Annotated in this window: 28 protein-coding genes and 1 tRNA gene; 11 read left to right on the forward strand and 18 right to left on the reverse strand. The window is 46.2% G+C overall.

The window, feature by feature from the left end; genetic code table 11:
* Positions 1 to 250 precede the first annotated feature (250 nt).
* The 3 genes from WM95_RS20160 (at position 251) to WM95_RS20170 (ending at position 3,059) form a co-directional block, all read left to right on the forward strand.
* A complete protein-coding gene (locus WM95_RS20160; RefSeq protein WP_088544969.1) occupies positions 251 to 820 on the forward strand; it encodes a DUF4145 domain-containing protein in 570 nt (189 codons plus the stop codon).
* A 60-nt stretch (positions 821 to 880) separates the two neighbouring features.
* Positions 881 to 2,028, forward strand: a protein-coding gene (locus WM95_RS20165) for an IS3 family transposase (protein ID WP_085949497.1) whose coding sequence is annotated in 2 segments (ribosomal slippage) — positions 881 to 1,118 and positions 1,118 to 2,028 — 1,149 coding nt in all. Because the reading frame shifts where the segments join, the coding sequence is not laid out codon by codon here.
* A 572-nt stretch (positions 2,029 to 2,600) separates the two neighbouring features.
* On the forward strand, positions 2,601 to 3,059 hold the full coding sequence (locus tag WM95_RS20170; protein WP_063408208.1) for a hypothetical protein: 459 nt from the start codon (positions 2,601 to 2,603) through the stop codon (positions 3,057 to 3,059).
* A 303-nt stretch (positions 3,060 to 3,362) separates the two neighbouring features.
* Here WM95_RS20170 and WM95_RS27730 read toward each other — a convergent pair whose 3' ends face one another.
* Entirely contained in the window at positions 3,363 to 3,488 is a 126-nt protein-coding gene (locus tag WM95_RS27730; protein WP_255320002.1) for a hypothetical protein, read from the reverse strand.
* Between the two features lie 875 nt (positions 3,489 to 4,363).
* Between WM95_RS27730 and WM95_RS20175 the strand changes: the two genes are divergently transcribed.
* A complete protein-coding gene (locus WM95_RS20175; protein ID WP_063408209.1) occupies positions 4,364 to 5,170 on the forward strand; it encodes a DUF4225 domain-containing protein in 807 nt (268 codons plus the stop codon).
* Here the strand turns inward: WM95_RS20175 and WM95_RS20180 are convergent.
* Positions 5,167 to 5,481 (reverse strand): hypothetical protein, encoded by a 315-nt coding sequence (locus WM95_RS20180; RefSeq protein WP_015673660.1) that lies wholly within the window; start codon positions 5,479 to 5,481, stop codon positions 5,167 to 5,169. The genes WM95_RS20175 and WM95_RS20180 overlap by 4 nt on opposite strands.
* A 703-nt stretch (positions 5,482 to 6,184) precedes the next feature.
* Between WM95_RS20180 and WM95_RS20190 the strand changes: the two genes are divergently transcribed.
* A complete protein-coding gene (locus tag WM95_RS20190; RefSeq protein WP_023294888.1) occupies positions 6,185 to 7,390 on the forward strand; it encodes a tyrosine-type recombinase/integrase in 1,206 nt (401 codons plus the stop codon).
* 136 nt (positions 7,391 to 7,526) lie between these two features.
* Positions 7,527 to 8,723, forward strand: coding sequence for an enoyl-ACP reductase FabV (gene fabV / locus WM95_RS20195; protein ID WP_023294887.1), 1,197 nt, complete (start codon positions 7,527 to 7,529; stop codon positions 8,721 to 8,723).
* A 92-nt stretch (positions 8,724 to 8,815) separates the two neighbouring features.
* On the opposite strand, the gene WM95_RS20200 is transcribed toward fabV, so the two are convergent.
* Positions 8,816 to 9,283, reverse strand: a complete 468-nt coding sequence (locus WM95_RS20200; RefSeq protein ID WP_023294886.1) for a hypothetical protein — start codon at positions 9,281 to 9,283, stop codon at positions 8,816 to 8,818.
* 54 nt (positions 9,284 to 9,337) lie between these two features.
* On the reverse strand, positions 9,338 to 9,466 hold the full coding sequence (locus tag WM95_RS27735) for a hypothetical protein (RefSeq protein ID WP_023294885.1): 129 nt from the start codon (positions 9,464 to 9,466) through the stop codon (positions 9,338 to 9,340).
* Positions 9,467 to 9,766: 300 nt separating this feature from the next.
* Between WM95_RS27735 and WM95_RS20205 the strand changes: the two genes are divergently transcribed.
* The gene (locus tag WM95_RS20205; RefSeq protein ID WP_023294884.1) at positions 9,767 to 10,180 is read left to right on the forward strand and encodes a GNAT family N-acetyltransferase; all 414 of its coding nucleotides are present in this window, start codon (positions 9,767 to 9,769) and stop codon (positions 10,178 to 10,180) included.
* Entirely contained in the window at positions 10,180 to 10,533 is a 354-nt protein-coding gene (locus WM95_RS20210) for an NIPSNAP family protein (RefSeq protein WP_023294883.1), read from the forward strand. The genes WM95_RS20205 and WM95_RS20210 overlap by 1 nt, the downstream gene beginning before the upstream one ends.
* A gap of 347 nt (positions 10,534 to 10,880) precedes the next feature.
* On the opposite strand, the gene WM95_RS27655 is transcribed toward WM95_RS20210, so the two are convergent.
* From WM95_RS27655 to WM95_RS20220, 4 genes are all read right to left on the reverse strand, one after another.
* Positions 10,881 to 12,341 (reverse strand): DEAD/DEAH box helicase family protein, encoded by a 1,461-nt coding sequence (locus WM95_RS27655; protein ID WP_023294881.1) that lies wholly within the window; start codon positions 12,339 to 12,341, stop codon positions 10,881 to 10,883.
* Entirely contained in the window at positions 12,307 to 12,465 is a 159-nt protein-coding gene (locus WM95_RS27440; RefSeq protein WP_023294880.1) for a hypothetical protein, read from the reverse strand. The genes WM95_RS27655 and WM95_RS27440 overlap by 35 nt, the downstream gene beginning before the upstream one ends.
* Positions 12,462 to 12,638 (reverse strand): hypothetical protein, encoded by a 177-nt coding sequence (locus WM95_RS27445; RefSeq protein ID WP_032635622.1) that lies wholly within the window; start codon positions 12,636 to 12,638, stop codon positions 12,462 to 12,464. Before WM95_RS27445 ends, WM95_RS27440 begins: the two co-directional genes overlap by 4 nt.
* 1,039 nt (positions 12,639 to 13,677) lie before the next feature.
* Complete coding sequence (locus WM95_RS20220; protein ID WP_023294878.1) at positions 13,678 to 13,884, reverse strand: hypothetical protein; 207 nt, start codon at positions 13,882 to 13,884, stop codon at positions 13,678 to 13,680.
* 185 nt (positions 13,885 to 14,069) lie between these two features.
* Here WM95_RS20220 and WM95_RS20225 point away from each other — a divergent pair, with 185 nt between their 5' ends.
* Together WM95_RS20225 and WM95_RS20230 are read left to right on the forward strand one after the other, a co-directional pair.
* Positions 14,070 to 14,420, forward strand: coding sequence for a hypothetical protein (locus WM95_RS20225; RefSeq protein WP_023294877.1), 351 nt, complete (start codon positions 14,070 to 14,072; stop codon positions 14,418 to 14,420).
* A 280-nt stretch (positions 14,421 to 14,700) separates the two neighbouring features.
* Complete coding sequence (locus WM95_RS20230) at positions 14,701 to 15,258, forward strand: recombinase family protein (RefSeq protein WP_023294876.1); 558 nt, start codon at positions 14,701 to 14,703, stop codon at positions 15,256 to 15,258.
* A gap of 176 nt (positions 15,259 to 15,434) precedes the next feature.
* On the opposite strand, the gene WM95_RS20235 is transcribed toward WM95_RS20230, so the two are convergent.
* The 8 genes from WM95_RS20235 to actS all read right to left on the reverse strand — a co-directional run bounded on the left by WM95_RS20235 (position 15,435) and on the right by actS (position 21,080).
* The gene (locus tag WM95_RS20235) at positions 15,435 to 15,791 is read right to left on the reverse strand and encodes a putative T6SS immunity periplasmic lipoprotein (protein ID WP_032635620.1); all 357 of its coding nucleotides are present in this window, start codon (positions 15,789 to 15,791) and stop codon (positions 15,435 to 15,437) included.
* A 2-nt stretch (positions 15,792 to 15,793) separates the two neighbouring features.
* Positions 15,794 to 16,336, reverse strand: a complete 543-nt coding sequence (locus WM95_RS20240) for a hypothetical protein (RefSeq protein WP_023294875.1) — start codon at positions 16,334 to 16,336, stop codon at positions 15,794 to 15,796.
* Positions 16,337 to 16,439: 103 nt separating this feature from the next.
* A complete protein-coding gene (locus WM95_RS27450; RefSeq protein ID WP_023294874.1) occupies positions 16,440 to 16,586 on the reverse strand; it encodes a hypothetical protein in 147 nt (48 codons plus the stop codon).
* 138 nt (positions 16,587 to 16,724) lie between these two features.
* Complete coding sequence (locus WM95_RS20245; RefSeq protein ID WP_032635618.1) at positions 16,725 to 17,105, reverse strand: hypothetical protein; 381 nt, start codon at positions 17,103 to 17,105, stop codon at positions 16,725 to 16,727.
* A 944-nt stretch (positions 17,106 to 18,049) separates the two neighbouring features.
* Complete coding sequence (locus WM95_RS20255) at positions 18,050 to 18,826, reverse strand: hypothetical protein (protein ID WP_023294871.1); 777 nt, start codon at positions 18,824 to 18,826, stop codon at positions 18,050 to 18,052.
* A gap of 120 nt (positions 18,827 to 18,946) precedes the next feature.
* On the reverse strand, positions 18,947 to 19,672 hold the full coding sequence (locus tag WM95_RS20260; RefSeq protein WP_023337724.1) for an HNH endonuclease: 726 nt from the start codon (positions 19,670 to 19,672) through the stop codon (positions 18,947 to 18,949).
* A 510-nt stretch (positions 19,673 to 20,182) separates the two neighbouring features.
* Positions 20,183 to 20,256: transfer RNA gene (locus WM95_RS20265), tRNA-Gly, on the reverse strand.
* 80 nt (positions 20,257 to 20,336) lie between these two features.
* Positions 20,337 to 21,080 (reverse strand): amidase activator ActS, encoded by a 744-nt coding sequence (gene actS, locus WM95_RS20270; RefSeq protein WP_063408210.1) that lies wholly within the window; start codon positions 21,078 to 21,080, stop codon positions 20,337 to 20,339.
* 163 nt (positions 21,081 to 21,243) lie between these two features.
* Between actS and idi the strand changes: the two genes are divergently transcribed.
* Positions 21,244 to 21,786, forward strand: a complete 543-nt coding sequence (gene idi / locus WM95_RS20275) for an isopentenyl-diphosphate Delta-isomerase (protein WP_008499704.1) — start codon at positions 21,244 to 21,246, stop codon at positions 21,784 to 21,786.
* 38 nt (positions 21,787 to 21,824) lie between these two features.
* Here idi and lysS read toward each other — a convergent pair whose 3' ends face one another.
* Together lysS and prfB are read right to left on the reverse strand one after the other, a co-directional pair.
* A complete protein-coding gene (gene lysS / locus WM95_RS20280; RefSeq protein WP_021242046.1) occupies positions 21,825 to 23,342 on the reverse strand; it encodes a lysine--tRNA ligase in 1,518 nt (505 codons plus the stop codon).
* A gap of 9 nt (positions 23,343 to 23,351) precedes the next feature.
* Positions 23,352 to 24,450 (reverse strand): peptide chain release factor 2 gene (prfB, locus tag WM95_RS20285; protein WP_096059326.1). Its coding sequence is split into 2 segments (ribosomal slippage): positions 23,352 to 24,374 and positions 24,376 to 24,450, totalling 1,098 coding nucleotides; the frame shifts between segments, so codons are not numbered across the junction.
* Between the last annotated feature and the right edge of the window lie 6 nt (positions 24,451 to 24,456).

The raw sequence follows: 24,456 nt of genomic DNA on the forward strand, positions 1-24,456 counted from the left end.
TCTGAGCTAATCGTGACCTCCGGCCCGTATATCCAGCCAAGCATGGGCTGCTTCGATACTGCTGCCCCCCTCGAATCGTATCTCCTTGATATGCCGATCCTGAAGTGTTTGATTTGCTCGCTCTACTAAGATCCGGCACGGTGTCGGGTATCAAATACTATCCATCAGATGAGCAGTTTCAATCGATTTCATTGATAAATTTAGGGAAAAGATGTTTCATAGATGCACAAGTTAACTATGGAGAGTTCCAATGTCTTGGATATGTCCACACTGTGATACGGCTGCAATTGTCAATGATAAAGACATTGCAAAACATTCATTTCAGTTGAAATCAGGTGAACATCATTTCGAGTATACCATTATGGGTTTAACGTGCCCTAATCCCGAGTGTTCAAAAGCTACTATTTGGATGAGCAGGGAAAGATTAGCTTCTTTCGCTGGACAATTTTTACCTGCAACAGGCACAAAAATGACATGGTCTGTAATTCCATCAACTAATAAGGAACGGGCAAAGTCCTATCCGGATTATATTCCACCATCAGTGTTGGAGGATTACAAAGAAGCTTGTGCTATAAAGGATCTTTCACCAAAAGCTTCTGCAACTCTTTCAAGACGTTGTTTACAGGGCATAATACGTGACTTCTGGAGAATAGAGGCAGATACCCTCAATAAAGAGATCTTAGCTATCCAAGATAAGGTTGACCCAGTCGTCTGGGATGCAATAGACAGTGTCAGGAAAGTGGGTAACATCGGCGCTCATATGGAGAAAAACATAGACGTCATCGTTGATGTGAGTTCTGATGAAGCAGATTTGCTTTGAATCGCCACGCGTTTAACAGACACCTCAGAGTCATTTAAGATGACTTAAAGAGAGGTGCCCATGAGCGGTAAGCGTTATCCTGAAGAGTTTAAAACTGAAGCAGTCAAACAGGTTGTTGATCGCGGTTATTCTGTTGCCAGCGTTGCAACACGTCTCGATATCACCACCCACAGCCTTTATGCCTGGATAAAGAAGTACGGTCCGGATTCTTCCACTAATAAAGAACAGTCAGATGCTCAGGCCGAGATCCGCCGTCTCCAGAAAGAGCTGAAACGGGTTACCGACGAACGGGACATATTAAAAAAAGCCGCGGCGTACTTCGCAAAGCTGTCCGACTGAGGTACGCCTTTATCCGTGACAACTCCTGTTGCTGGCCTGTTCGCCTGCTCTGTCGGGTGCTGGATGTTCATCCCAGTGGTTTTTACGCCTGGCTTCAGCAGCCGCATTCACAACGCCATCAGGCAGACCTGAGACTGACAGGACAGATTAAACAGTTCTGGCTGGAATCGGGATGCGTCTATGGTTATCGCAAAATCCATCTGGATCTGCGTGACAGCGGGCAACAGTGCGGAGTAAACAGAGTCTGGAGACTGATGAAACGTGTCGGAATAAAGGCTCAGGTCGGATACCGAAGCCCGCGGGCACGTAAAGGCGAGGCCAGTATCGTGTCACCCAACAGGCTCCAGCGACAGTTCAATCCGGATGCTCCTGATGAGCGTTGGGTAACGGACATAACCTACATCAGGACCCACGAAGGCTGGCTGTATCTTGCCGTTGTTGTTGATCTGTTCTCACGCAAAATTATCGGCTGGTCCATGCAATCCCGGATGACAAAGGACATTGTCCTGAACGCACTGCTGATGGCTGTATGGCGGCGTAATCCCGAAAAACAGGTGCTGGTTCATTCGGATCAGGGCAGTCAGTACACAAGCCATGAGTGGCAGTCGTTCCTGAAATCACACGGCCTGGAGGGTAGCATGAGCCGTCGCGGTAACTGCCATGATAATGCGGTTGCAGAAAGTTTTTTCCAGTTGTTGAAACGTGAACGGATAAAGAAAAAGATCTACGGAACGCGGGAAGAAGCCCGCAGTGATATTTTTGATTACATCGAAATGTTTTATAACAGTAAGCGTCGGCATGGTTCTAGCGAACAGATGTCACCGACAGAATATGAAAACCAGTATTATCAACGGCTCGGAAGTGTCTAGATTATCCGTGGCGATTCACTTATCGAAATGATTGAGATGTTAATTGAAGATTGGTATATCGCTCGGCATCGAAAGCAAGAGAAGTTAAAGCGGATACAGGAGGTAGCTGCGGAGAAAGCAGCAGCGAGAAAGGTCAAACCTAATGAAAAAGCCGATCATAGCTAGAGCTTATTGTTCTTTACAACAGCTGCATTACTAGTTGATGCAACGGTTAAATCAATGGCAAATGCAGGCTGCATGTGCCATTGAGAACGGCTTAGTTGTAATAACTGCATGACTAACTGCAAGCATCGACGGTGTGAGTGATTAAAAAATGTAAGAAAACGATAATCGACCAGTATCTAATGCTCTTCTTGGTTTCATTAGCATCTCGTACTGTTCTGCAACCAATGAAAGCAACTGGTTTTCATTATCGCTGACTAAAAAAGCGAATTCATATCTCTCGCAAACGTCAATAAATCAAAAGATTAGAGCACGTTGGACCTTCTTGCCAGATCACAAAATAAGGCATTGCAAGTGCTTTATTAGTAAAATGAGTAAAATTTCAATTATTCAGAAATGGGATGAAACCTATGGCTAACGAAAGGCTTTTGATTCCGCAGGATGCTGATTACTTCCACGCCCTCGGTTTGGCAGCAGTCGCTTTTGCTCGTCTGGAATGGGATGCTGTTTGGTGCTGCGAAAGGCTTCAAAAAGGTTATATATCAACAATAGAACCTAAGAAAAAGACTGCGGGGTTCATTGCTAGAGATCTTGAGGCTTTATTCGGCCGAATTTCAGATCAATCATTTCGCCTAAAAGTAGAGCCTTTTGCACAGGAGTTTATTGCTATCGTTCAGGATCGTAACGCACTTTTTCATGGCAAACCAGGAACGACAAAAGAATCTGAACAGAGGCTTTTCCGCTCAGGTACGCCTTGGTCAATTCAGGATGTTAATGACTTTGCTGACCGATGCACGCGAGCCGGCACGCCCCTTAATGCGCTGCTTTACAACGAACTGAAAGAGGGCTGTGTTGTTCCTCTGGTCTAGTGCTCATTTTAATCAACTTCACATGACCGTGACGAGGTTATTCGTAAACTGTAGGAGTGCTTGGCGTTCCTCAAAGAGAACGTTAAAACACATCATGAATTTGTATCTAGAAGCGGGTTTCTTGCTGGCCTGGTTCGTCGCGAGCTATAAAAATGAGTCTAAGTCGAATCAAAGTTACAAGTTAGAATAGTCACTTCCAATAGACTGCATAATGCAGTCTATTGTCGTTTATGACCAAATGTTTGGCATAAAAAAAGCCGCCCCGAAGGAGCGGCTAAAAACTGTCTTAGACCGTTTTTGGGGTTACTTGGTCTGAGTAATAACGTTGACCTGGAAGGTATTACCGGAGATGTTAATCCCTGGGCCTTCTGAGGCAACGAACGACTGCAGAACAATGAGCAACACCACCGTTAAGATGGAATCTTTCATTTCTTCGCTCCTGGTGGGAGCTATGTGGCGCTACTTAATTTGAGTTTCCCGCAATGCCAACGACAAGTAGTGTCAACTTACGAGTCTTCATAGCAGAGTTTATCGGGATCTCCGGCAAGCTCAACCAGGGGTTCCTAATCCCCGACCATTGACCGTGTATTTAGAGATCGGTTGGCGGCTCCCGCCGCCGGTAATCGTGTGTGGAAAAAGTCATTACTTGATCCAACCACATGATCAGATAGTTTATAAGCTCATTAGCTACATAACGTATCTATCAATTTACCAAGACCAATGGTCAAAACGTTTCTCATCAATACGTCTGCTCAGACAAAAAGATGACGGATCAAGAGTATAAAAAAATAATATCCTTAACAATAGATAGCGCAGATTAATCTGCTTCCACGCATAGTTTTATTGATAATTGGTGATTCTTCGTACACAATGAGGTTGTCAACTTACGAGTCTTTATGGCTTGCCCGTGCTGATCCTAACAGCCGGGAGAAGAAACCGCCTCCCCAAGGCGGTTTCTTTTCGTCTGCTCCCTCTCAGCACTATCTCTTCTTAACAATTGGATGCTTTGCTCATTTGCGTCAGCCCAAAGCAGCATTGTGTAACTGCACTGCTTGTTGCAGTGAGGCGTGTCGCTGAAGGCATCACGTAGCGATATTTGGCGCAGAAAAGTGCTTTTCACCGAGGGCCTGGGCTGACGGTCTAGCAGATCACCAACAGAGCCGGGGATATTTTGAACAGGAGAATGTAAACTGGAAGGATAAAGCAACGGGACACCCACGGGGGCGGGTTGTGAAAGTACTTCCTGTTGTCTTCGACCTTATTGCACGTAAAATGACCAGACACATTTTGGGATGGAGTCTTTAATGGATATTGCGCTGCTCAACAGGGGCTGGAACAGAACATGGTCAGATACCATGGTAAATCTGGAAGCCCGGAAACTCGTCGAAACTGCAAATCGGCTATCAGCATTCTATTTGCAAGATGGGATAACACGTATCAAGTTTGTCGAAGAGATAAGGCAGGTCGTAGAGAAAGAATTTGAAACTGCACGACGGACCAAAAACGATGAAGAATGCATTGCATGCATCAAAAATCTGCGTGCCGAAACAGATAATCTGCAAGAACAAGAACGCTTGTTAAGAACCAGAGCCGCCCAACTTTATGCAAAGGTCGAGTTTGTCAGGGAAAACAATAAAATCGTCGGATACGTGATTTCGGCAATCCATATAGTGGTATCTGGAGCAGCATTATTTGGTGGGATGGTTATGATGTCCACTATGACCCCTGTTGGAGTTCTTGCAGGAGCAGTTTTATTTGTTGATGGTATTAACGGTATAACAAAAGAAGCAAGCCATCTTCGCTATGGTGAACAATCCAAATCGGAAGGAATTTTTGCTGATGGCGCAATGGAGACCGCACAATTTATGGGGTTTAGCCCAAAAAGTGGATTAGCTCTTTATAATACGGTGACTCTAGGGGCGAGTGTCTATAGTATCTTCGGCTTAGCAAGGAAACCCGGAGCTTGGCGATTATTCCGTTGGCTGCCGCGTGATTACTACCGAAAAGTTGACACAATGAGCAAGCCTAAGCTAACGATGAAAATCGCTGGATATGGTGTCAAAGCGAAAGTCATTTTTGATCTTCTGGCTACTGATAACAGTACTAATTAAGATTTGTTCGCTCTACAGAATCGCCAGGATTTATAAGCAAGTACAGGCGGTTGTATAAAAATTGCAACCGCTGCGCCACAAGAAAGGCCAATAGCACCAGAGAAAACACTCTGCTCAGATGCGAACATCACAAGAAAAATGAATACAGCAAGGCAACCGGATACAACCCACACGGCAAGAATAAATCGCCTGGCCAGGTCCCTGATTGCATTCCCCAACGTTCCACCATAGCTTTCAACGTTGTTCTTTATCTTCTTCAAATCCGATGGTGTAAAGCCAGAACTCAACAAAGCCTCATCAGTAACATCCATATTGTCCTCTCCGCATTTCTTAACTGGCAATGGCATACATAATCATAGAGATGAACTTTACAGTAATCCACATGATGTTTGTGCAATGTATCAGATTTCAGACAATAGAAGCCATAAAGCCCCGTTAGTGGTACAAGCAACAAGCGGAGCATAGCGACTGCATCAGGCCAACCTGGTTGGTTTCGCTTTGCGAAAGTCACCAGTGACCAAATCAGATTGTCAGAGGGATCACACCTTATCAGGGTGCTCGCGTACCTTTCGGAGCGTGAGCGAAGCGCTGGAAGGACCTGCATATCGTTTGCAGGTACGTTTCACCTGTTTACGTGGCTCATAGGGCCACACATCGGGCTTAAATGCGTATGATCAACCTGTTCGGGAGTTATGCCAGATATGCGGCTTTTTGTTCGTTGTTTTGCTGTCGCGGTAAGAACCTGAACCACCGCCAGCGTGATGATATGCTCCCTTGTACCACAGACCAATCACGCGACAGGTGCGGGCGTAGAACAATGGGTAGTTTAAGTTGTACCTGCTAAAGCGGGGCAACGTAACTAACTGATAAATCATAACTTATTGATTTATCAGGAGATTGGAGCGGGCGAAGGGAATCGAACAAAAATCCATTCCACTTCTGTAACCTACTAACAGATAACGATATTGCGATCAGCATAGGTAACTGATTACGTGATAATAGAGGATCATTATCGTGTCAATCAAGGGCCAGGCTTACCTATACAAACGAAAAGACGGAATCTGGATGTTTCAGATCTTCGTCCCGAAGTACCTCAGATTTTTATATCCGTGCCGGATGTGGCGCAAAACCACCTCAACCCGCGATCTCAATGAGGCTCGACGGTTCAGAAACTACCTCTTATTAGAATGGGAAGAGCTTAAGCGGAAGTACAATCCGAGCAACCCCGATCAGTGGTTGCAGCAGTCAATAGCCGCCTTGCATACCGAAGAGAAGAAGAACAAGAGCCGCCCTCAACCTGTAACGCGATCCTGTTCGATTCCCACTCTGTGCCTATTACGGGACGAATACGCCGAAAGCTATAAAAACCGCCGCTCTTATTCAACGTTAAGCAAATCAGCGCGAGCCGTTGAACTATTCCTTGAAAGTGCCAAACAACCGGACATTGCCTTAGAAAGGATAGGCCGCCGCCTGGTGACTGAGTTCCTCGATACACAAAAGGAGAAAGGAGCCGCCGATCAATCTCGTCAAAACTGGCTAACGTGTTTAGGGAGCCTCTACGAGTTTGCAAAGCGCCGCTACGATGGCATACCAGACCGCAACCCTTTTCACGGTCATAACCTCGAAGCACGCCGCACGATAGAGAGTTATCAGCCGTTTGAACCTGACCAGATGCAAAAGTTACTTGATGCAGCAGAGCCGGAGATCAGGAACATCATAATCATGGGGCTGTTTTCAGGATGCCGCCTTGATGAACTGGCAAGCCTAAAGAAGTCAGAGATCAAAACGGTGGAATGTGTACGCTGTTTCTACATTTCGAAATCAAAGACTAAGGCGGGGGTACGGTACGTCCCTATTCATTCCCGGCTATCTGCGATTGTCGATGAATACCTGAACCACAGTTACGGCGAATACCTGTTCCCACAAGCTAACAAGATTAACAGGAAGGATGGTAAGAAAGGGCCGTACTACTCTCAAAACTTCACCAGGTTGCGTGACAAGGTTTTGCCTACCGCTACAGATCGTCAATGCTTCCACAGCTTGCGCGGGATGTTCATCACATGCTTAGACCGTGCCGGGGTGCAGGAAACAAGAATAGGCAGTATCACCGGACACACTGAACAGAAAGCGAAAACCGAAGCATTCCGTACCTATTCACAGGGGGCGAGCATGGAAGAGTTAGCAGGGTATGTCGAATTGGTGGACTACCCTGAAATCTAATTATAGTAACGTTTCAACAAGACCATTATCCTTCCCAGAGTTAGTTAATGAATGTGTATTATTCATTACAACTTTTCATAAAAAAGTTATCATTATTGTATGTTAAAGAAGTTTTGCAAAATGGATTAAAATCAACATGATAATTAAACCCAAGATTCGTGGTTTCATCTGCACAACTACACATCCGGTTGGTTGCCAGGTCAACGTAAACAAACAAATCGAGTACGTCCGCAAAAACGGAAAACTCACTGATGGTCCTGCACGTGTGCTGGTGATCGGTGCCTCAACTGGTTATGGGCTTGCATCCAGAATTTCTGCAGCATTTGGCGGTGGTGCTTCCACTATCGGTATCTTCTTTGAAAAACCGGGTACGGATACCAAGCCTGGCTCTGCGGGCTGGTATAATTCTGCGGCTTTTGATGAAGCAGCGAAACGTGAAGGTCTTTACTCGAAAAGCATCAACGGCGACGCGTTCTCCGATGAGTGCCGCGACGAAGTTATCAGCCTCATCAAAGAAGATCTGGGTCAGATTGATTTAGTGGTTTATTCGCTTGCATCTCCGGTAAGAAAGATGCCAAAAACAGGCGAAATTGTTCGCTCTGCGCTGAAGCCAATCGGTGAGGTTTATACCTCTAAAGCCATTGATACCAACAAAGATCAGATCATTACTGCCAGTATCGAACCGGCAACCGAAGAAGAAGTGCGTAACACTGTTACCGTGATGGGTGGCGAGGACTGGGAACTGTGGATTGATGCGCTTAATAACGCTGGCGTTCTGGCTGATGGTGTGAAGACCGTTGCTTACTCCTACATCGGCACGGATTTGACCTGGCCTATTTACTGGCACGGTGCGCTCGGTAAGGCGAAGGAAGACCTGGATCGGGCGGCAAACGCGTTACGCAACAAGCTGGCTCCTCTCAACGGTGCTGCAAACGTCGCGGTGTTAAAGTCTGTTGTCACCCAAGCGTCTTCAGCTATTCCAGTCATGCCGCTTTATATTTCTATCGTGTTCAAGCTCATGAAAGATCGTGGGATCCACGAAGGCTGCATCGAGCAAATTAATCGTCTGATGACTACCAGCCTATATGGGGGTAGTGCCAAACTTGATGACGAGCAGCGAATCCGCATGGACGATCTGGAACTTCGGGAAGACGTTCAGCAAGCATGTCGAGATCTGTGGCCGACGATCACCAATGAAAATCTGGAGCAGCTAACAGACTACATTGCTTATAAAGAAGAGTTCCTGAAGTTGTTTGGTTTCGGATTTGAAGAGGTTAACTACGAAGCCGATACCGATACAAACATAGATTTTGATGTGAAAACATTAATCTAAGAAAAGGGGGCGCAAGCCCCTTATTTCTTAAACTCTGTATATAATGTGTTGGTTTTCAGCGTTATCAAATCGGAGTTACTAAAAAATAATACTCATCTTGCTGTACGATTCTTAACAACGACTTCTTTAAGGATACGATTATTTATTTTCTCTTTCCACAACCTTTGTTTTTCACTAAGATTTCTTTTCTTCATCGTATCAACAAGGAAATCATACTCTTTATCGTATAAATACCCTTTATCATTTGCATACTCAATCAATGCCAAGTTTGGATTGGCATGAATATTTTTCTTAATCCTTTTCAACCCTTCAAACAAAGTTCCAGTTGAAATATTCAAAAACCTATTTATACAAACGTTACCGACATACGTGGTATTGCCATTTTTTTTATTTTCAATATAGCAATGCTCTTTGATATCTTGACCACAGGGACAGAAATCCATTTCTTCAGAAACTTCTATCGAATGTAGACTCCACTCTGTTTTGGCAACTTCGAAGTTTTTTGAAACAGATAACGACAAAATATGTTCTTTTAGCCTTTCAAAGTTATGGTTTTCCATCAAAAGATCTCCAGAAATAGAAAAAGCGCTACTAATGAGCGCTTTGAGATGTTTTTACTTTTTCCCTTTTTTAGGGGGGATTTTTACAGTTTCCGTAACAGTTGTCCCTGGACGTTTCTTAGCCTCTTCCGGCTTTACAAACTGACCAGTACCCGCATCACGAACTACCTTTTGTTTAGGCATGAAAACACCTCATCTTAAATGAAGGATAGAACTACTTAACCTTTTTAATAGTAGGTAATAAGCGAAGCGGCGTCAAAGAAAAAACAAAACATCTACACAACATTAAAAAACATCATACAACATATAGCAAAAAAAGTAATATCTACCGTCATCCCCCAGTTGATGACCGTCCCCCCACTCAGTCACAGCCCTCAAATATTTTCGGCAGTGACGAGGCGGTCTTTATAATAGACCGTGAAGATTGCATAGATGCGATTGTTAATGCTAAACAAAAGATCATTCATGGCACTGAGGCTGAATATGGAATCACGATACACTCTGGTTGATGCAGTGCCACCCGCAGAGGACTTTTGCCGCTTGCGCATCATATCCGGTTTAACCCCCCGCCCTCTTGAGGCCGCAAAACAAGCCCTCCCAAGAAGCTGTCATGGCGTATATATTGAATATTCTGATCTTATTGTCGACATGGGGCGGATTGTCGGAGATGGAGCGCTCAACTTCGAAATCGTAGATGTTGCAGTCGATCCAGAACATCAAGGTAAAGGGCTGGGCCGGAAAGTCATGGAGGCATTAATGTCCTGGCTCGGGCAACAAGCACCAGTTGGAGCATACATTACCTTGATCGCAGATGTTCCAGAGCTATATGAAAAATTCGGTTTTAAAACCGTCCGTCCTGAAAGCGAAGGGATGGCGCTCATTTGGGGATCGCATTAATGGAACGAATCATCGAAATATTGCAATACACATTACGCAAAGGCACCGGAGTCACTTTTCACAATATCATGCGGGAAATCAGCATTCCCCTACACCAGCGCCACGGGATCGAGGTTATTTCGTTCGGACACTCCATGCATAACCCGGATTGCTACTATTTGATACGCGCTTTTGATAGCCATGAGAACATGGTTGTTGTCCTTGATGCTTTTTATGCAAGCACTGACTGGCGCAGCGGCCCACGCGAAGACATCATCAGCTGTATAGAAAGCAGCCAAAAAACAGTGGTAAGCATGCCGTCTGGAAGTATGGAAGAGTTAGATAGGTATGTGGCGATGGTAAATGCCCAGTAAATTCGCTTCTGCTGCCGGACAAACTTTAAAACTCATCAAAACTACACCTTCACCGCTTACACAACATGATACTTTCCGCCATACCAGCGAAAAAGAATGGAGACAGTTGCAGCTAAGGCACGCGATAATCCGCGCTCAAGCGAAAAAACTAAACAGCGTGCAGCAACGGTGTTAGCTCAATCTACAAACTAAAAAAACGAGAAAAGGGGCATTAGCCCCTTTGCTGTATCAATCACCACATCAAACATCCCGAGATTCAGTTTTGCGTTCTGTTTTTCTACGTTTTTCAAAGGTGCGGATTGCATCCCAGATAAACAGGAACAGCAGATACCAGTAAAGCGCGATAATCATACGTAAGCGCCCTGGTTCCAGTAGGTTGCGACTGTCCTCACAGACACCGCCATCACTTCAGCAGCCTTTTTCTGAGTTAGCCCTTGCGCCTTGTATTCCAGCACCTTCAAGCGTGTTTCTTCCTGCTTGCCAGCTTTCTTGATCCCAAGGCATTCGATGGTTGAGCCAGGGAAGTAATGGGTTTTGAGGTATTCCGCTGCCGCCATGTCGGGAACGACAAAGACGAGAGGGTGATCGGTATCAGTGTTGCGAATGGATGTTCGGCTAAGAAACTGGTAGCACCGTTCAAGATACATTGCCTGGCGCTTCTTCTTCATCACCGTTTCAAAATCCCAACCGATACGTTTGCAATAGTCAGCCCATCTCTTACGATCTTTATCGCCCAGATTTGCACATCCGAGGAACACAGCACTGTGAACATCCTGGTAGCTGTTCATTCCGTAGCTGGACATCGAAACAGCTTCACCTCCCATGCGATCACCGAGCTCAGCGAGTCCAATAGTTTGGAAGTCACAGATGGGTTTATCGTTGTTAGTTGCGAAGATAAAATCCTTCCCAACAATCTGATTTATCTCTTTCAGATGACTGTTAAAAACATTAGCCAGCTCTGACTGCCCCGCTCTTTTGACATCTTCTGAGAGGACAACCACAATCTTGATAGGCACGTTCTTATGCTTGCGTCTCTCGGGTTCTGGCTGAAGGTGTTCCCCGGCTTCCTGTACTGCGATTTGAGCAACGTTCTCAGCCATCCATACAAACCCACTGCGATCTACACCAGCGCCAAGCACAGTGAAGCTCTTCGCCCACGTTGCGGCCTTCAGTATCGGGTTATAAGTGTATGCAAAGAAGCTGTATGAAGAATCACACTCGGTATGCATCACACCACCACCGTCGAGCGCCACGTAAAGCACTTTCTTCAGGCTGTCGCTGTTAGCGTGCTTCTCATGGTAATACTGGTACAGCTTGTCGTAGTGCTCATCACGCAAATAGAGCAACCCGTTTCGCTCTTCCAGCCATGCCAGGAATGGGAAGTTTTCTGCCGTTCTGTCCGCATGTCGGATCTTCGCTTCAGCCCCAAACCAACCATCAGGGATCTCGTCAATCATCACGTTGTGTTCTGCCAGTAGAGAGCGCATCTCAGGATTGAACGTAGCGAGGTGGCAGTAGTTGGTGAAACATTCGTGGGTGGTTATCACCACATTCGTTTGGAAGCTGTTCGCCAGAGTACTTTTCAGGTTGAGAGTCGCACCTTCAACGCAAATGTGATGATTTGGGATTCTCAAACGATTTAGTTCTTGCTTGAACTGCTCGGCTAAAGCGTGGGTTGGTACTACGATTAAGAACTTTTCTGGGACAGCTTCTCGATTGAAGTCGTAAATGTGTTCTTTCAAACGGTGGCTCTTTCCTGAGCCGCAAATCGCATTAACGAAGTTTACTACTGGTTTCTTTTCGGTCATTCGGTTCCTCTCGGTTTAGGACTGCTGTTATTAACTCACTCACCAGCGCGGCGGCTGATTTGTCTTCACGGTTGGCACGTTCAATCAGCGCCTTGTGGATGTCATCAGTGAATCGGATATTCATTTTGTTTTTTCCTTTCGGTATTCATCAAATCGAGCGAGTGCATCAGCAAACAGTTTTTCACGTTCCGCGTATTTGCGTTTTCTGGCTACGTTCATAGATGCATATATCACTTCACGAGTGACTTCGCCATTGACCAGTTCATTAAAAACCTGGTCACTACTAAAATATTTCAAAGCAATGTTCCTCCTGCTTAGCAACTCATCGGGAATGAGTATTGTGTTCCAGACATGACAAAACCCCCACACCGTTTACCCGGAGGAGGCATGAAGATAAAGTCATTAGAGTGGGCATTTGTTAGAGAAGTGAAGATATCCCTCACTTAATACCACCTTACCATGAAACGAACGTTTTGTCAAGTTATTTATTAACTTTCAACAAGATACTATCAAGGATCGTATGGTCACGTTGCTCTCCCACATACATCATGGATGTCCGGTAGCTTCACTGACTCGGATACCATCTTATCTATATTATTAACAATGAAATTTCCGGCTTAATATGCAAGTAAGCCGCTCTTATGGCTACGCCATTTGCACAAGTAACCTGATACAGAGGATGCAGAAAAGTCTAAAGGTACTTTAGAGTTATTTGCATCTTCGGTAAAAATGGAGGCTTACAATGAAACACTGAAAGTGTGTAATGGTGCATAAACTCATTTTCACAAGAGTAACTTGCACAATGGATTCATGGACGAGGTGTACGAGTACATAACACAGGAAATAATCAATATTTACTATTTAAATAGTAGTTAATGGTTTTTTAGGTATTAATGTTCGTTATGTGAGTACTGCGAGCATAGCAGATTTTCTTTACAGGAAAATAGCTTCTGAGTAATAACATCAGGTACAAAGGTTACTTTCCTGTAATCGATATCTTCCATGCTCCGCATTACATGCTACTCATGCAGCATACCTTTCATGGTCGCAGTGCTCCGCATGAAACAACACTCCAGAAAGCCGGAAAACTCCTCATGACTAACAGGATGTAAATAACCGATAAACAACCACATTTGATAGATGTAACCTATCATAATTCCTCCCTTATTATTCATTTTCTAACGCCTTTACGAAACTTTTATCCTTCCATCAACTTTCAACAAAGCCTTATTCTATGCGGCTTACAGCTAAATCAATGACGAATCATTAAGTGCTAATACTAAGCAACCGTTCTTTCTTGCGATGTTAAAATAACCAGCGATTTTTATACCCACTTTTACTCTGAACTACTGGTATTGAAAGTCTTTGCATACGGGCACTGCCCTTTAGTGACGTAGGTGAAAACATACTGGCTGTTCTCATAGGTGCAAAGCGTCTTACCATTCTCCGTTTTTTCCTGCTGCGGATCTGTCATTGTGATTTGTCCTGCCATCACCAACTGTGAAATCAGTAGTCCCGATATCACCAATATTGATTTCTTCATAAGCCTCACTCCAGTTGACTGTTATCGCCGAATGTCACAGTGCTCAGTATTTGTACAATAGCATTGTATCACCCACATCGATCGATTTTACTGATCTATAAGATCGATTTAATTAATGAAAGTGGTAAGATAAGGTAATGCGCTAACAGCGCCTTGTCACCAAATCAAACAAGAAAAGGAAGACCATGAAAAGATTGATTCTCACGTCACTGATCGTTCTCCCCTTCGCCTCAAGTGCAACCACATTCACCTGTAAGGCGATCCAGGAAGGGCAGATCGATTCTGGTAGCCAAAAATCTTCAGTCGAAACTCGCCTTGATGTGCAGGACAAAAGTATGAAGGTGAACATGGGTGGTAAAACCTGGCGACTCGGTTTCTTGGGTGAGAAAAGTATTGCGAAGATGTACGCCACGCCAGACGGAGGGATTGCCGTCACATACATCGACAATGGGAGTGAGCCTATTTTCGTTATGCGCCCCACAAACAATGATGGACAGACTGCTGTCTACACGCTCAGCCTGTGCTCTGAGATGTAAACAAAGGCGTGAGTAATCACGCCCTATATATTTGCTCGACCCCAACAATCAAACCGCAACGAGCATTTGAGCCTATCACCAGCTTCGCGATTATCATTTCCACTTACATTTGCTCTCAGTCCCGAGTCCTAAACCTCTATTATCCAGTCTCAAAACAATCTCCTTATAAGACTACACCGACACAACGGCAAAATGCGGCTTCGCCTTGTCTCAAAAGGTTGATCTTTTATTTTGGGACAGCTATTATTTTGATACTATCTTTTGAGACTTAGAGAACATCATGACAACTGTGATCGGATATGTGCGAGTTTCCACCAGCGACCAGAACGTTGAAAACCAGAAGCAGCAGATAACCGAAGCTGGATATAGTGTTAATCGCTGGTTCAGTGATAAAGCCGTGAGTGGTGCAGTAAAGGCATCAGATCGTCCAGGGTTTGGTGAACTACTCAGCTATGTGCGAGAAGGCGATACGCTGATTGTGATTGCCATAGACCGCTTGGGACGTAATACCATTGATGTACTGTCGACAGTTGAAATGTTGCAAGCGAAGGGCGTGAAGGTTGTCAGCTTGCGAGAAGGGTTCGACCTGTCAACACCAGTGGGTAAAGCAATGCTTACCATGATGGCAGGACTTGCCAGCCTGGAGAAAGACCTGATAGCAGAGCGCAGAACGGCAGGTATCAAGCGTGCTCAATCGGAAGGCAAACATTGTGGCAGACCGATTAAAGCAACCGCTGAACAGGTGAGAGAGCTATTAGATCAAGGTTGCTCTCCAGCAATGGTTCAAGATAGGCTGGCTATCAGCAAAGCCACCTTCTACCGACTAAAGACCTACTGACCCATCTTACTGATATTTGAGGAATCTCCCAGTTACAAGCGGGAGCCTTCGATCAGGTTGTTAAGCGGCTTCAGCAAGCGTGATAGACTATATGCATTAAGAGATATATACGCGCATTAAACGCTTACTTGATCACGTACGTGCGTTGAAATGAATATAAAGGGGCAGTTTGCCCCCTATTCTTTAGGGTATGAAAGTTCAGCGGTGACTAAATGTGATTCTGACTTATCAGATTGGACGTCATACGCGAAGCTATACCGCTCCCCAGACGTAAACTTAAATCCAAATACAGGAAGACACTCCCCCTTCGGCACATAAACAGGCTTGTCATCGAAAATCTTGTGAAGAGAGTCGCTATTATCGCTTTTGATTTGAATAGCAGTGATCCGTTCCTGCGGCTCCAGTGGTGACAACACACAAACTTGATTATCTTTGATCAATGCCGTTGTAGATTCACGATCTACCATTCGATCACCTGGCCCAGGGCATCCCGTTAAGAGGAATACAACACCCAGCAACATTTTGTTTTTCATGTTTAACGCCCCTTCCCTGTTACGATTTTCTGGTAAAGCGAAGGGACATCCTGCAACAAATCTACGCCCCTGTACATCCCCATGCGCCCTGGTCTCTGATAGTAAGACCACTTACTGATCCCATAAACCAGCAGTAACCAGTAATCAGCTAAAATAGAGGCTTGCTGTTCAAGAGAATAATCAGTGAGCTTTTCTTTATCCAGCCTGTAGGTATATTCAGCAGCCCAGCTAAAAGCTCCCCGCATTCTCACCCATTGCCCGTGTTGGTGTTGCCAGACATGCCCCAGCTCATGGATGAAAACATATTTATCTTCGATGAAAACCGAGTTTGCGGAAAAATCTTCCCTGTACATCGACTTTCTGTACCATAACTCCCCGTTTGGAGTCATCGCGTAGTTCTGTTTTTGTAGTCCGAATGGTAAATAGCTGTCGCAATGAATCCAGACACGGCTATACACTATCGAATCACCGAACACCCTACGAGCCATTGCTATCTCGCCTAAAGTCATCCGGCGTAATGTTCCTTCTTCTGCCTGTGCGCTCATAAACCGTCCTCCTTGTATGATTTATCTAAATCGTAAAATCATAAGTCGAAATAGTCTATACACGAACATTAGCCATTCATCAAATACAGTGATGGTGCAAGCGTTACTCCCCATTGGTACTATCCCCGTCCTCTTGTAGCATGGACTCAATAAACTCTCGTTGCTCATGCGTCAGTGCAAGTTCTTCCAGCAAGCGCTCTAACTCTTCCTCAGGTGATTCATCTTGAATCTGTCTGTTCCCGATAGCCATGCTCACCCTTGAGTTATTAGGATTAATCGCAGAGTATTCAGGGTGCAGAAAATGCGCAACTAACAGATTTTGGACAATAAAGCCTTATTGCCCATTGATGGTATGACAATGGGTGGTGCAACAGCATCAGCGTTTTGCCTACTGGCAATGTGTGTCAAACCACTCACGTACCTCATCAGTAGTAGCGCTCTCTTTGTGTTTGGCTACTGCCCACACAGAAAAGTTATTCAGGTACTTTTCGTAAAAGCCACCAACTGGATATTCAATCCCCTTTTTAATGAAAGTTTTAACAAATATTTTTTCTGCAATTTCCTTTTGGGAGTTCGTGAAATCTACCGAGTAGCGGGGCGCGTTAGCAATGAAATGGCAATAAATCCCGCTTAGTACATCTGTATCATTTAACAATGGGGGAGTCTGACAAGCCCAAATATCTTGAATGGAGGATGAAGTACCAGCATTCGTCTTATATAGAGTTGCTTCCTTCCCCTTGCTTTTGCAAAAGTCCCCAATCAGTGACATTACAATATCCGCGTTACTTACGTCTCTGTAACGAGCGGTTACAAGCCATCCTAAGCTCTGATCATAACTCTCCGAATAAGTAGGCACATCTAAGTGCTCTTGCCGCTGAGAACCCCCGCTACAACCGACGCAAATGGCACAGAAAAAAAGTGATAATCCTTTAATACACATGATCCACCGTCAACAGTTTGTTATTAAACATATTTAACCTCAGAGCAACTTGAGTGTTTTGTTTTTTCTCTTAACATTCCAAATCAGGCTAATGAGGGGTAAGCCATTATGGATTAAGGTTCAGATACAACTGAAATAATAGAGAATCCAGCAATCTCCGTCCCCCCTCTGCCAGAGTGAAATCTGGCGGAATCCCTTCTGACTGCGTCCTGGACTTCATCTTGTGTTGGCTCGTGGTCAGAGCGAAGTAACACCGTCTCCGCTCTGGTTTCTTTCCCGTCTCTGTGTTCGTATGTGATTTTATACGTGATGCTCATCATCTTCCTCCGCCTTATTGGATGTACTTTAGTTTAGACAATACCATCCACAAAGCCCCGTTAATGATACAAGTAACAAGCTGAGCATAAGCGAGGTACTTGTAGTACCTGCATATTACAAGTACATGGGTACGGATGATCGCAGTGATTGCCACTCTGCACCTGTTTATGTTATGTAGCTCATAACGCTACACACCGGACTTATAGACATATGATCAATAAAATGGATTTATAAGAAGTCACACATAAAAACAGGGTATTACTGATAACACTGGCGCTCATGACCCAACAAACTCACGTAGAACTTATCACGCTAATCTTGATAGACTAACAGGAGACTGACAATACTAAGGCGTGTATTTACAGCAATACAATCTATGACGATCAGTCCGTTTGAACAATGCAAATGTATTAAGACGTCTGTAGAGTATTCAGAACACTTTGATTATTAAATCATCATTTCTGTTCATTCGCGGCAGTAAGTAAATCAATAAAAATCTCGGAGAAGAGAGCGTCTTTAAAAATATCAATCTTAAAGATCTTCTGATGACTACCAGAAGTTAACTGTGATTTTAATCTCATTCTAATGACATCATGATAATCTTTAGAAGCAGAGAAAACATAGAATATAGCAAATCCCTCCACAACGAAATACCATAGTACACTGTCAGCCTCATCACTTTTTATAAAAGCAAAGTTACTAAGAATAGATTTAATAACGTGATCAGGAATATTATTCGTTGTATCGATCAATCTAAATACACAAATACGGATGAAGTTATCCACCTTCAAATGACTAAGTTTATTTATTCTCACCTGTTTATTTTTAATGCAATGCCTCATCAAGTCATCCAACTCAGGAACTCCATTAACAGTTGAATAATGCACACTTTTAGAGATAGAGGCTCTCCATAGTATACTTAGTAAGAAAAGATAAAATCGCTTATAATCGAAAGAGTTGATGATAATATGGTCAGAGTTTTTACGTATATTATGATGATTTCTCAACAATCTTGTTCCATACGATTCGTACTCATGGCTGATAAACTGCTCACATTCGAAGCATAGAAGTGGCTCTTTAGGATCAACATTTTCTCGTTTTGGTTTACTACCTTTTTGAAATATAATCAACTGCGAATCATTCTTCTTCAATCGTTTGAAATAGCTTCTTGGTATGCTATGAGATTCCAGTAGTTCTTTCTCTTCGAGACATAACTTACAGATACTTTTCATAAGTTTCCCATAATATAAAAATGTCGATATTTACATTCCCTGCTTAGCAAGATATTAAATAAGGTCTCATAGAATCCCCAAGATACTTACCCTATTCATACTATCACAAGCATGTTCAGTTTATTTGTTAACTGGTACTAACTCCAAAACGCCATAATGCGCCTGTCTGTGACAGTTCGGGCACAATGCAATCGCATTTTCAACGGAATCCTCCCCACCATTCGAAAGCCACTCAATGTGATGAACCTCAAGAAATGGTGTGCCGTCTACTTTGAGAAAAGGAGCGTCACTCTTACAGCTTTGACACTTGCCATTAGCCCTTGAAAGAACTTCGGCTACCACATAGGGGCTTCGCTTATAAACTCGTGTTGTAACCTCGATTAGCTCAGGAGTTTTATTCTCAGCGTCTAAAATCTCTTTGCGTTCTGACGGGGGCAGTTCTGACGCATCATCAACAGCCTTTTCAAACTCAGATTTCACCTTACGGTAACACCATTTACCTTGCTGATCCTGATACAACTCCCAAATACCATGAATAGAGGGTTGATAGATTTCAAAGATCTTCCCTCGCTTGAACAATCGGTCATACTCATGATGCCGATGGGTTACATCATCAGTTCGCCTGGCTGTTTTGTTGAAACTCCAGTAGCTACGATTGCAGTTGACTGAGTTGACAATGAGATTCAAGTGGGTGTCGTCTTTATAATGTGGAAATCGCTCTTTCAGATAAGCATCCACTTGCTTCGCCGTTGCCGCCCCTCCGAACTGTTCCTCAATCACTTGGACAGTAGTGATTCTTATCGGTTGGTCGCCATACTTGTATGTTCGATTTGCTTTTGAAGACATCAAAAAACCTCTTGCAATCTAAGATTTATCTTAGATTAACTATCGAGCATAACTTGTGCAACTCTCTGATTTTGGACAATAGAAGCCATAAAGCCCCGTTGGTGATACAGCAACAAGCGTAGCGACTTCATCAGACTGTCAGAGGGATCACACCTTATCAGGATAACCGTGTACCTTTGCGGGAGCGTGGCTGAAGCGCTGATAGAGCCTACATGTCGTTTGTAGGTACGTTATCACCATAAACCTGCTTACGTGGCTCATAGGGCGCGTGTGTTCAATCTGTCGATGACATAACGATGCCTGGATGGGCTTTTTCTTCACGTTTTCTATCGCGGTGTGAGGATGCAACTGCCGCCAACGCTGAGTTATACTGTCATCTCACCATGTAACTTAGCGTGACAGTTACCAAGGGCGGATCACAATGGTAGAACCAATAGGCGACTAAAATAGGTAACTATTTAAGTTGCTGATAGAGAAGGCTTTTAAGGCTTCTCCACAAGGGGAGAGATCTGGAGCGGGCGAAGGGAATCGAACCCTCGTATAGAGCTTGGGAAGCTCTCGTTCTACCATTGAACTACGCCCGCTTTGAGGTGCGTATGGCATTATAGACCTTACGCACCTTCATACAAGCCTCTTAACAACTAACCGGCGATTAAATAATCACTTAGCACTTCGGTTTGCTGCCGGGCGCAGGCAGATAACGCTGCGGGTCGATGGCCGTCGCCTTATAGCGAATCTGGAAATGCAGCTTCACCGAATCCGTACCGGTGCTGCCCATGGTGGCAATCTTCTGCCCGGCTTTGACGTTCTGCCCGTTGTTGACCAGCATCGTGTCGTTGTGCGCATAGGCCGTGATGTAGTCTTCCCCATGCTTAATCATGATCAGGTTACCGTAGCCGCGCAGCTGGTTACCCACGTAAACCACCTTCCCGGCTCCGGAGGCATAAACCGGCGTACCGCGCGCAGCGGCGATATCAATACCCTTGTTGCCACCTTCAGAGAGTGAGTAAGGGGCGACCACTTTACCGCTGGCAGGCCAAATCCAGCAGCGCTGACCGACCGGCGGCCATGACGATTGCGGCACCTGATAGGACGGCGTCACTTTGGCGGTTTTGCCTTTCGAAGAGGACTTTTTACCCGCGGACGATCCGCCGCTAACCTTCAGCTGCTGCCCCACATCGATGGTGTAGGGCGGCGAGAGGTTATTCAGCCGCGCCAGATCCTTCACGCTGGTGCCCGTTGCGCGCGAAATCCGGTACAGGGTGTCCCCGCGTTTGACGGTGTAGACCGAACCGGAATAGCTTCCCGTATCCGAAGATTTGCTCCCTGAACAGCCCGCCAGTAATAGCGTCAGCGTCAGGCAAAAAATAGCGGTAAGGGGTTTTCTCGTCAGGCTTCCTGCAAACAAAACAGATCCTCGGTCAGCGTGAATGGCGCACTATGATAACAGCCAAAACGAACAGGGGTCATGCCCTTTTCCGCTCTACGAGCCAAACCGTTCGTATAAGAATGCAGTATAATGCTTCGGCTGATGGTGCTGAACCACTCGGCAATTTGGCACTGGAGCATCAATGAGTATTCAAGAACACGTTATTTTGGTAAACGACCAGGGAATGGTGATTGGCACTCAGGAAAAATATGCCGCGCACACGTTACATACCCCGCTGCATCTGGCGTTCTCTTCCTGGCTTTTTAACGCAAAAGGCGAATGTCTGATCACCCGACGCGCCTTAAGCAAAAAAGCCTGGCCCGGCGTCTGGACCAACTCCGTGTGCGGCCACCCGCAGTCGGGTGAAGAGACAGTCCAGGCGATAATCCGCCGCTGCCGCTTCGAAGTGGGCGCAGAACTGACCGATATCACCGCCGTCGCCCCTGAATTTCGCTATCGGGAAACCGACCCGTCCGGGATCGTGGAAAACGAAATTTGCCCGGTATTCGCCGCACGCATTACCAATGACGTGACAATAAACGAAGATGAAGTGATGGACTATCAGTGGGTTGAGCTTGATGCGCTATTCCGTGCGCTGGACGCGACGCCCTGGGCCTTTAGCCCGTGGATGGTCATGGAAGCGACGACCGCCCGCGAAAAACTCATAGCCTTCGCGGCGCAATAAAAAAGCCCCTTTCGGGGCTTTTTTTACATCTTAACGCCTTACTTCACCGGGCGCATCGCCGGGAACAGGATCACGTCACGGATGGTGTGGCTGTTGGTAAACAGCATCACCATACGGTCGATACCAATTCCCAGACCCGCCGTTGGTGGCAGACCGTGCTCCAGCGCGGTCACGTAGTCTTCGTCGAAGAACATCGCTTCGTCGTCGCCTGCCGCCTTCGCGTCAACCTGATCCTGGAAGCGCTGAGCTTGGTCTTCCGCATCGTTCAGCTCGCTAAAGCCGTTGCCGATTTCACGGCCGCCGATGAAGAATTCGAAGCGGTCAGTGATTTCAGGGTTCTGGTCATTACGACGCGCCAGCGGAGAGACTTCAGCCGGGTACTCGGTGATGAAGGTAGGCTGAATCAGGTGCGCTTCGGCCACTTCTTCGAAGATCTCGGTCACGATACGGCCCAGACCCCAGCTCTTCTCAACCTTGATACCGATGCTTTCGGCGATCGCTTTCGCAGAATCGAAGTTATCCAGATCGGCCATGTTGGTTTCCGGACGGTACTTCTTGATCGCTTCGCGCATGGTCAGTTTTTCGAACGGCTTGCCGAAGTCGAAGACTTCTTCACCGTAAGGGACCTGCGTGGTGCCCAGAATATCCTGCGCCAGCGTACGGAACAGGGATTCGGTCAGCTCGATCAGATCTTTGTAATCCGCGTACGCCATATAGAGTTCCATCATGGTGAACTCTGGGTTATGACGAACGGAGATCCCTTCGTTACGGAAGTTACGGTTGATTTCGAACACGCGGTCAAAACCACCAACCACCAGACGCTTCAGGTACAGTTCCGGCGCGATACGCAGGTACATGTCCAGGTCCAGGGCGTTGTGATGGGTGATGAACGGACGCGCAGACGCGCCGCCCGGGATCACCTGCATCATTGGGGTTTCCACTTCCATAAAGTCGCGGTTCACCATGAACTGGCGGATACCGGCCATGATCTGGGAGCGAATTTTGAAGGTCTTGCGGGATTCATCGTTAGAGATGAGATCCAGGTAGCGCTGACGGTAGCGCGCTTCCTGATCCTGCAGGCCGTGGAATTTGTCCGGCAGCGGGCGCAGGGCTTTGGTCAGCAGACGCAGCTCGGTGCAGTGGATAGACAGTTCACCGGTTTTGGTTTTGAACAGTTTACCTTTCGCGCCCAGGATATCGCCCAGGTCCCACTTCTTGAACTGCTCGTTGTAGATGCCTTCCGGCAGATCGTCACGGGACACGTACAGCTGAATGCGGCCGCCAACGTCCTGCAGGGTCACGAAGGAGGCTTTACCCATGATACGGCGGGTCATCATGCGGCCCGCAACGGCCACTTCAACGTTCAGCGCTTCCAGCTCTTCGTTCTCTTTCGCGTCGAAGTCAGCGTGCAGTTGGTCTGAGGTGTGGTCACGACGAAAATCGTTCGGGAACGGCACGCCCTGCTCGCGCAGCGCTGCCAGCTTCTCGCGGCGGGTTTTCAGTTCGTTGTTAAGATCGACTACCGCGTCAGCGCCCTGTGCTTGTTGTTCAGACATGTTGGTTCCTCATAACCCTGCTTTCAAACTTGCTTCGATAAATTGGTCCAGGCTGCCGTCCAGCACCGCCTGCGTGTTGCGGGTTTCAACCCCGGTACGCAGGTCTTTGATGCGGGAGTCATCAAGGACGTAAGAACGGATCTGGCTGCCCCAGCCGATGTCAGACTTGTTGTCTTCCATCGCCTGTTTCTCAGCATTTTTCTTCTGCATCTCCAGCTCATAAAGCTTCGCTTTCATCTGCTTCATGGCCTGGTCTTTGTTCTTATGCTGGGAACGGTCGTTCTGGCACTGTGTTACCAGCCCGGTTGGAATGTGGGTAATACGCACCGCAGATTCCGTACGGTTAACGTGCTGGCCGCCCGCGCCGGATGCGCGATAAACGTCGATACGCAGGTCCGCCGGGTTAATTTCGATATCGATATCTTCATCAACTTCCGGGTAAACAAACGCGGAGCTGAAGGAGGTATGGCGACGGCCGCCGGAGTCGAACGGGCTCTTACGCACCAGGCGGTGAACGCCCGTTTCGGTACGCAGCCAGCCGTAGGCGTAATCACCGATGATCTTGATGGTGACGGATTTAATACCGGCCACTTCACCTTCAGACTCTTCGATAATTTCGGTTTTGAAGCCGCGCGCTTCTGCCCAACGCAGGTACATGCGCGTCAGCATGCTGGCCCAGTCCTGCGCTTCGGTGCCGCCAGAACCTGCCTGAATATCGAGATAGCAGTCAGCGCTGTCGTATTCGCCGGAGAACATACGGCGGAATTCCAGCTGCGCCAGCTTCTCTTCCAGCACGTCGAGTTCTGCTACGGCTTCGTTAAAGGTTTCTTCGTCGTCGGCTTCGACGGCCAGCTCCAGCAAACCGGAAACATCTTCCAGCCCCTGGGCCATTTGATCCAGCGTATCTACGATAGCTTCGAGAGAGGAACGCTCTTTACCCAGCGCCTGTGCGCGTTCAGGTTCGTTCCAGACGTCCGGCTGTTCCAGCTCGGCGTTTACTTCTTCAAGACGCTCTTTCTTGGCATCGTAGTCAAAGATACCCCCTAAGAACGTCAGAGCGCTCCGTGAGGTCCTGAATACGGTTTTTTACCGGATTAATTTCAAACATGGTCTG

This window comes from Enterobacter cloacae complex sp. ECNIH7 (assembly GCF_002208095.1).
GTDB lineage: Bacteria > Pseudomonadota > Gammaproteobacteria > Enterobacterales > Enterobacteriaceae > Enterobacter > Enterobacter cloacae_M.

What these genes read in the sequence shown, in the direction of transcription:
- WM95_RS20160 (WP_088544969.1), top strand. Translation starts at nt 251, where the DNA reads ATGTCTTGGATATGTCCACACTGTGATACGGCTGCAATTGTCAATGAT.
- WM95_RS20170 (WP_063408208.1), top strand. Translation starts at nt 2,601, where the DNA reads ATGGCTAACGAAAGGCTTTTGATTCCGCAGGATGCTGATTACTTCCAC.
- WM95_RS27730 (WP_255320002.1), bottom strand. Translation starts at nt 3,488, where the DNA reads ATGAAAGATTCCATCTTAACGGTGGTGTTGCTCATTGTTCTGCAGTCG.
- WM95_RS20175 (WP_063408209.1), top strand. Translation starts at nt 4,364, where the DNA reads ATGGATATTGCGCTGCTCAACAGGGGCTGGAACAGAACATGGTCAGAT.
- WM95_RS20180 (WP_015673660.1), bottom strand. Translation starts at nt 5,481, where the DNA reads ATGGATGTTACTGATGAGGCTTTGTTGAGTTCTGGCTTTACACCATCG.
- fabV (WP_023294887.1), top strand. Translation starts at nt 7,527, where the DNA reads ATGATAATTAAACCCAAGATTCGTGGTTTCATCTGCACAACTACACAT.
- WM95_RS20200 (WP_023294886.1), bottom strand. Translation starts at nt 9,283, where the DNA reads ATGGAAAACCATAACTTTGAAAGGCTAAAAGAACATATTTTGTCGTTA.
- WM95_RS27735 (WP_023294885.1), bottom strand. Translation starts at nt 9,466, where the DNA reads ATGCCTAAACAAAAGGTAGTTCGTGATGCGGGTACTGGTCAGTTTGTA.
- WM95_RS20205 (WP_023294884.1), top strand. Translation starts at nt 9,767, where the DNA reads ATGGAATCACGATACACTCTGGTTGATGCAGTGCCACCCGCAGAGGAC.
- WM95_RS20210 (WP_023294883.1), top strand. Translation starts at nt 10,180, where the DNA reads ATGGAACGAATCATCGAAATATTGCAATACACATTACGCAAAGGCACC.
- WM95_RS27655 (WP_023294881.1), bottom strand. Translation starts at nt 12,341, where the DNA reads ATGACCGAAAAGAAACCAGTAGTAAACTTCGTTAATGCGATTTGCGGC.
- WM95_RS27440 (WP_023294880.1), bottom strand. Translation starts at nt 12,465, where the DNA reads ATGAATATCCGATTCACTGATGACATCCACAAGGCGCTGATTGAACGT.
- WM95_RS20220 (WP_023294878.1), bottom strand. Translation starts at nt 13,884, where the DNA reads ATGAAGAAATCAATATTGGTGATATCGGGACTACTGATTTCACAGTTG.
- WM95_RS20225 (WP_023294877.1), top strand. Translation starts at nt 14,070, where the DNA reads ATGAAAAGATTGATTCTCACGTCACTGATCGTTCTCCCCTTCGCCTCA.
- WM95_RS20230 (WP_023294876.1), top strand. Translation starts at nt 14,701, where the DNA reads ATGACAACTGTGATCGGATATGTGCGAGTTTCCACCAGCGACCAGAAC.
- WM95_RS20235 (WP_032635620.1), bottom strand. Translation starts at nt 15,791, where the DNA reads ATGAAAAACAAAATGTTGCTGGGTGTTGTATTCCTCTTAACGGGATGC.
- WM95_RS20240 (WP_023294875.1), bottom strand. Translation starts at nt 16,336, where the DNA reads ATGAGCGCACAGGCAGAAGAAGGAACATTACGCCGGATGACTTTAGGC.
- WM95_RS27450 (WP_023294874.1), bottom strand. Translation starts at nt 16,586, where the DNA reads ATGGCTATCGGGAACAGACAGATTCAAGATGAATCACCTGAGGAAGAG.
- WM95_RS20245 (WP_032635618.1), bottom strand. Translation starts at nt 17,105, where the DNA reads ATGTCACTGATTGGGGACTTTTGCAAAAGCAAGGGGAAGGAAGCAACT.
- WM95_RS20255 (WP_023294871.1), bottom strand. Translation starts at nt 18,826, where the DNA reads ATGAAAAGTATCTGTAAGTTATGTCTCGAAGAGAAAGAACTACTGGAA.
- WM95_RS20260 (WP_023337724.1), bottom strand. Translation starts at nt 19,672, where the DNA reads ATGTCTTCAAAAGCAAATCGAACATACAAGTATGGCGACCAACCGATA.
- idi (WP_008499704.1), top strand. Translation starts at nt 21,244, where the DNA reads ATGAGTATTCAAGAACACGTTATTTTGGTAAACGACCAGGGAATGGTG.
- lysS (WP_021242046.1), bottom strand. Translation starts at nt 23,342, where the DNA reads ATGTCTGAACAACAAGCACAGGGCGCTGACGCGGTAGTCGATCTTAAC.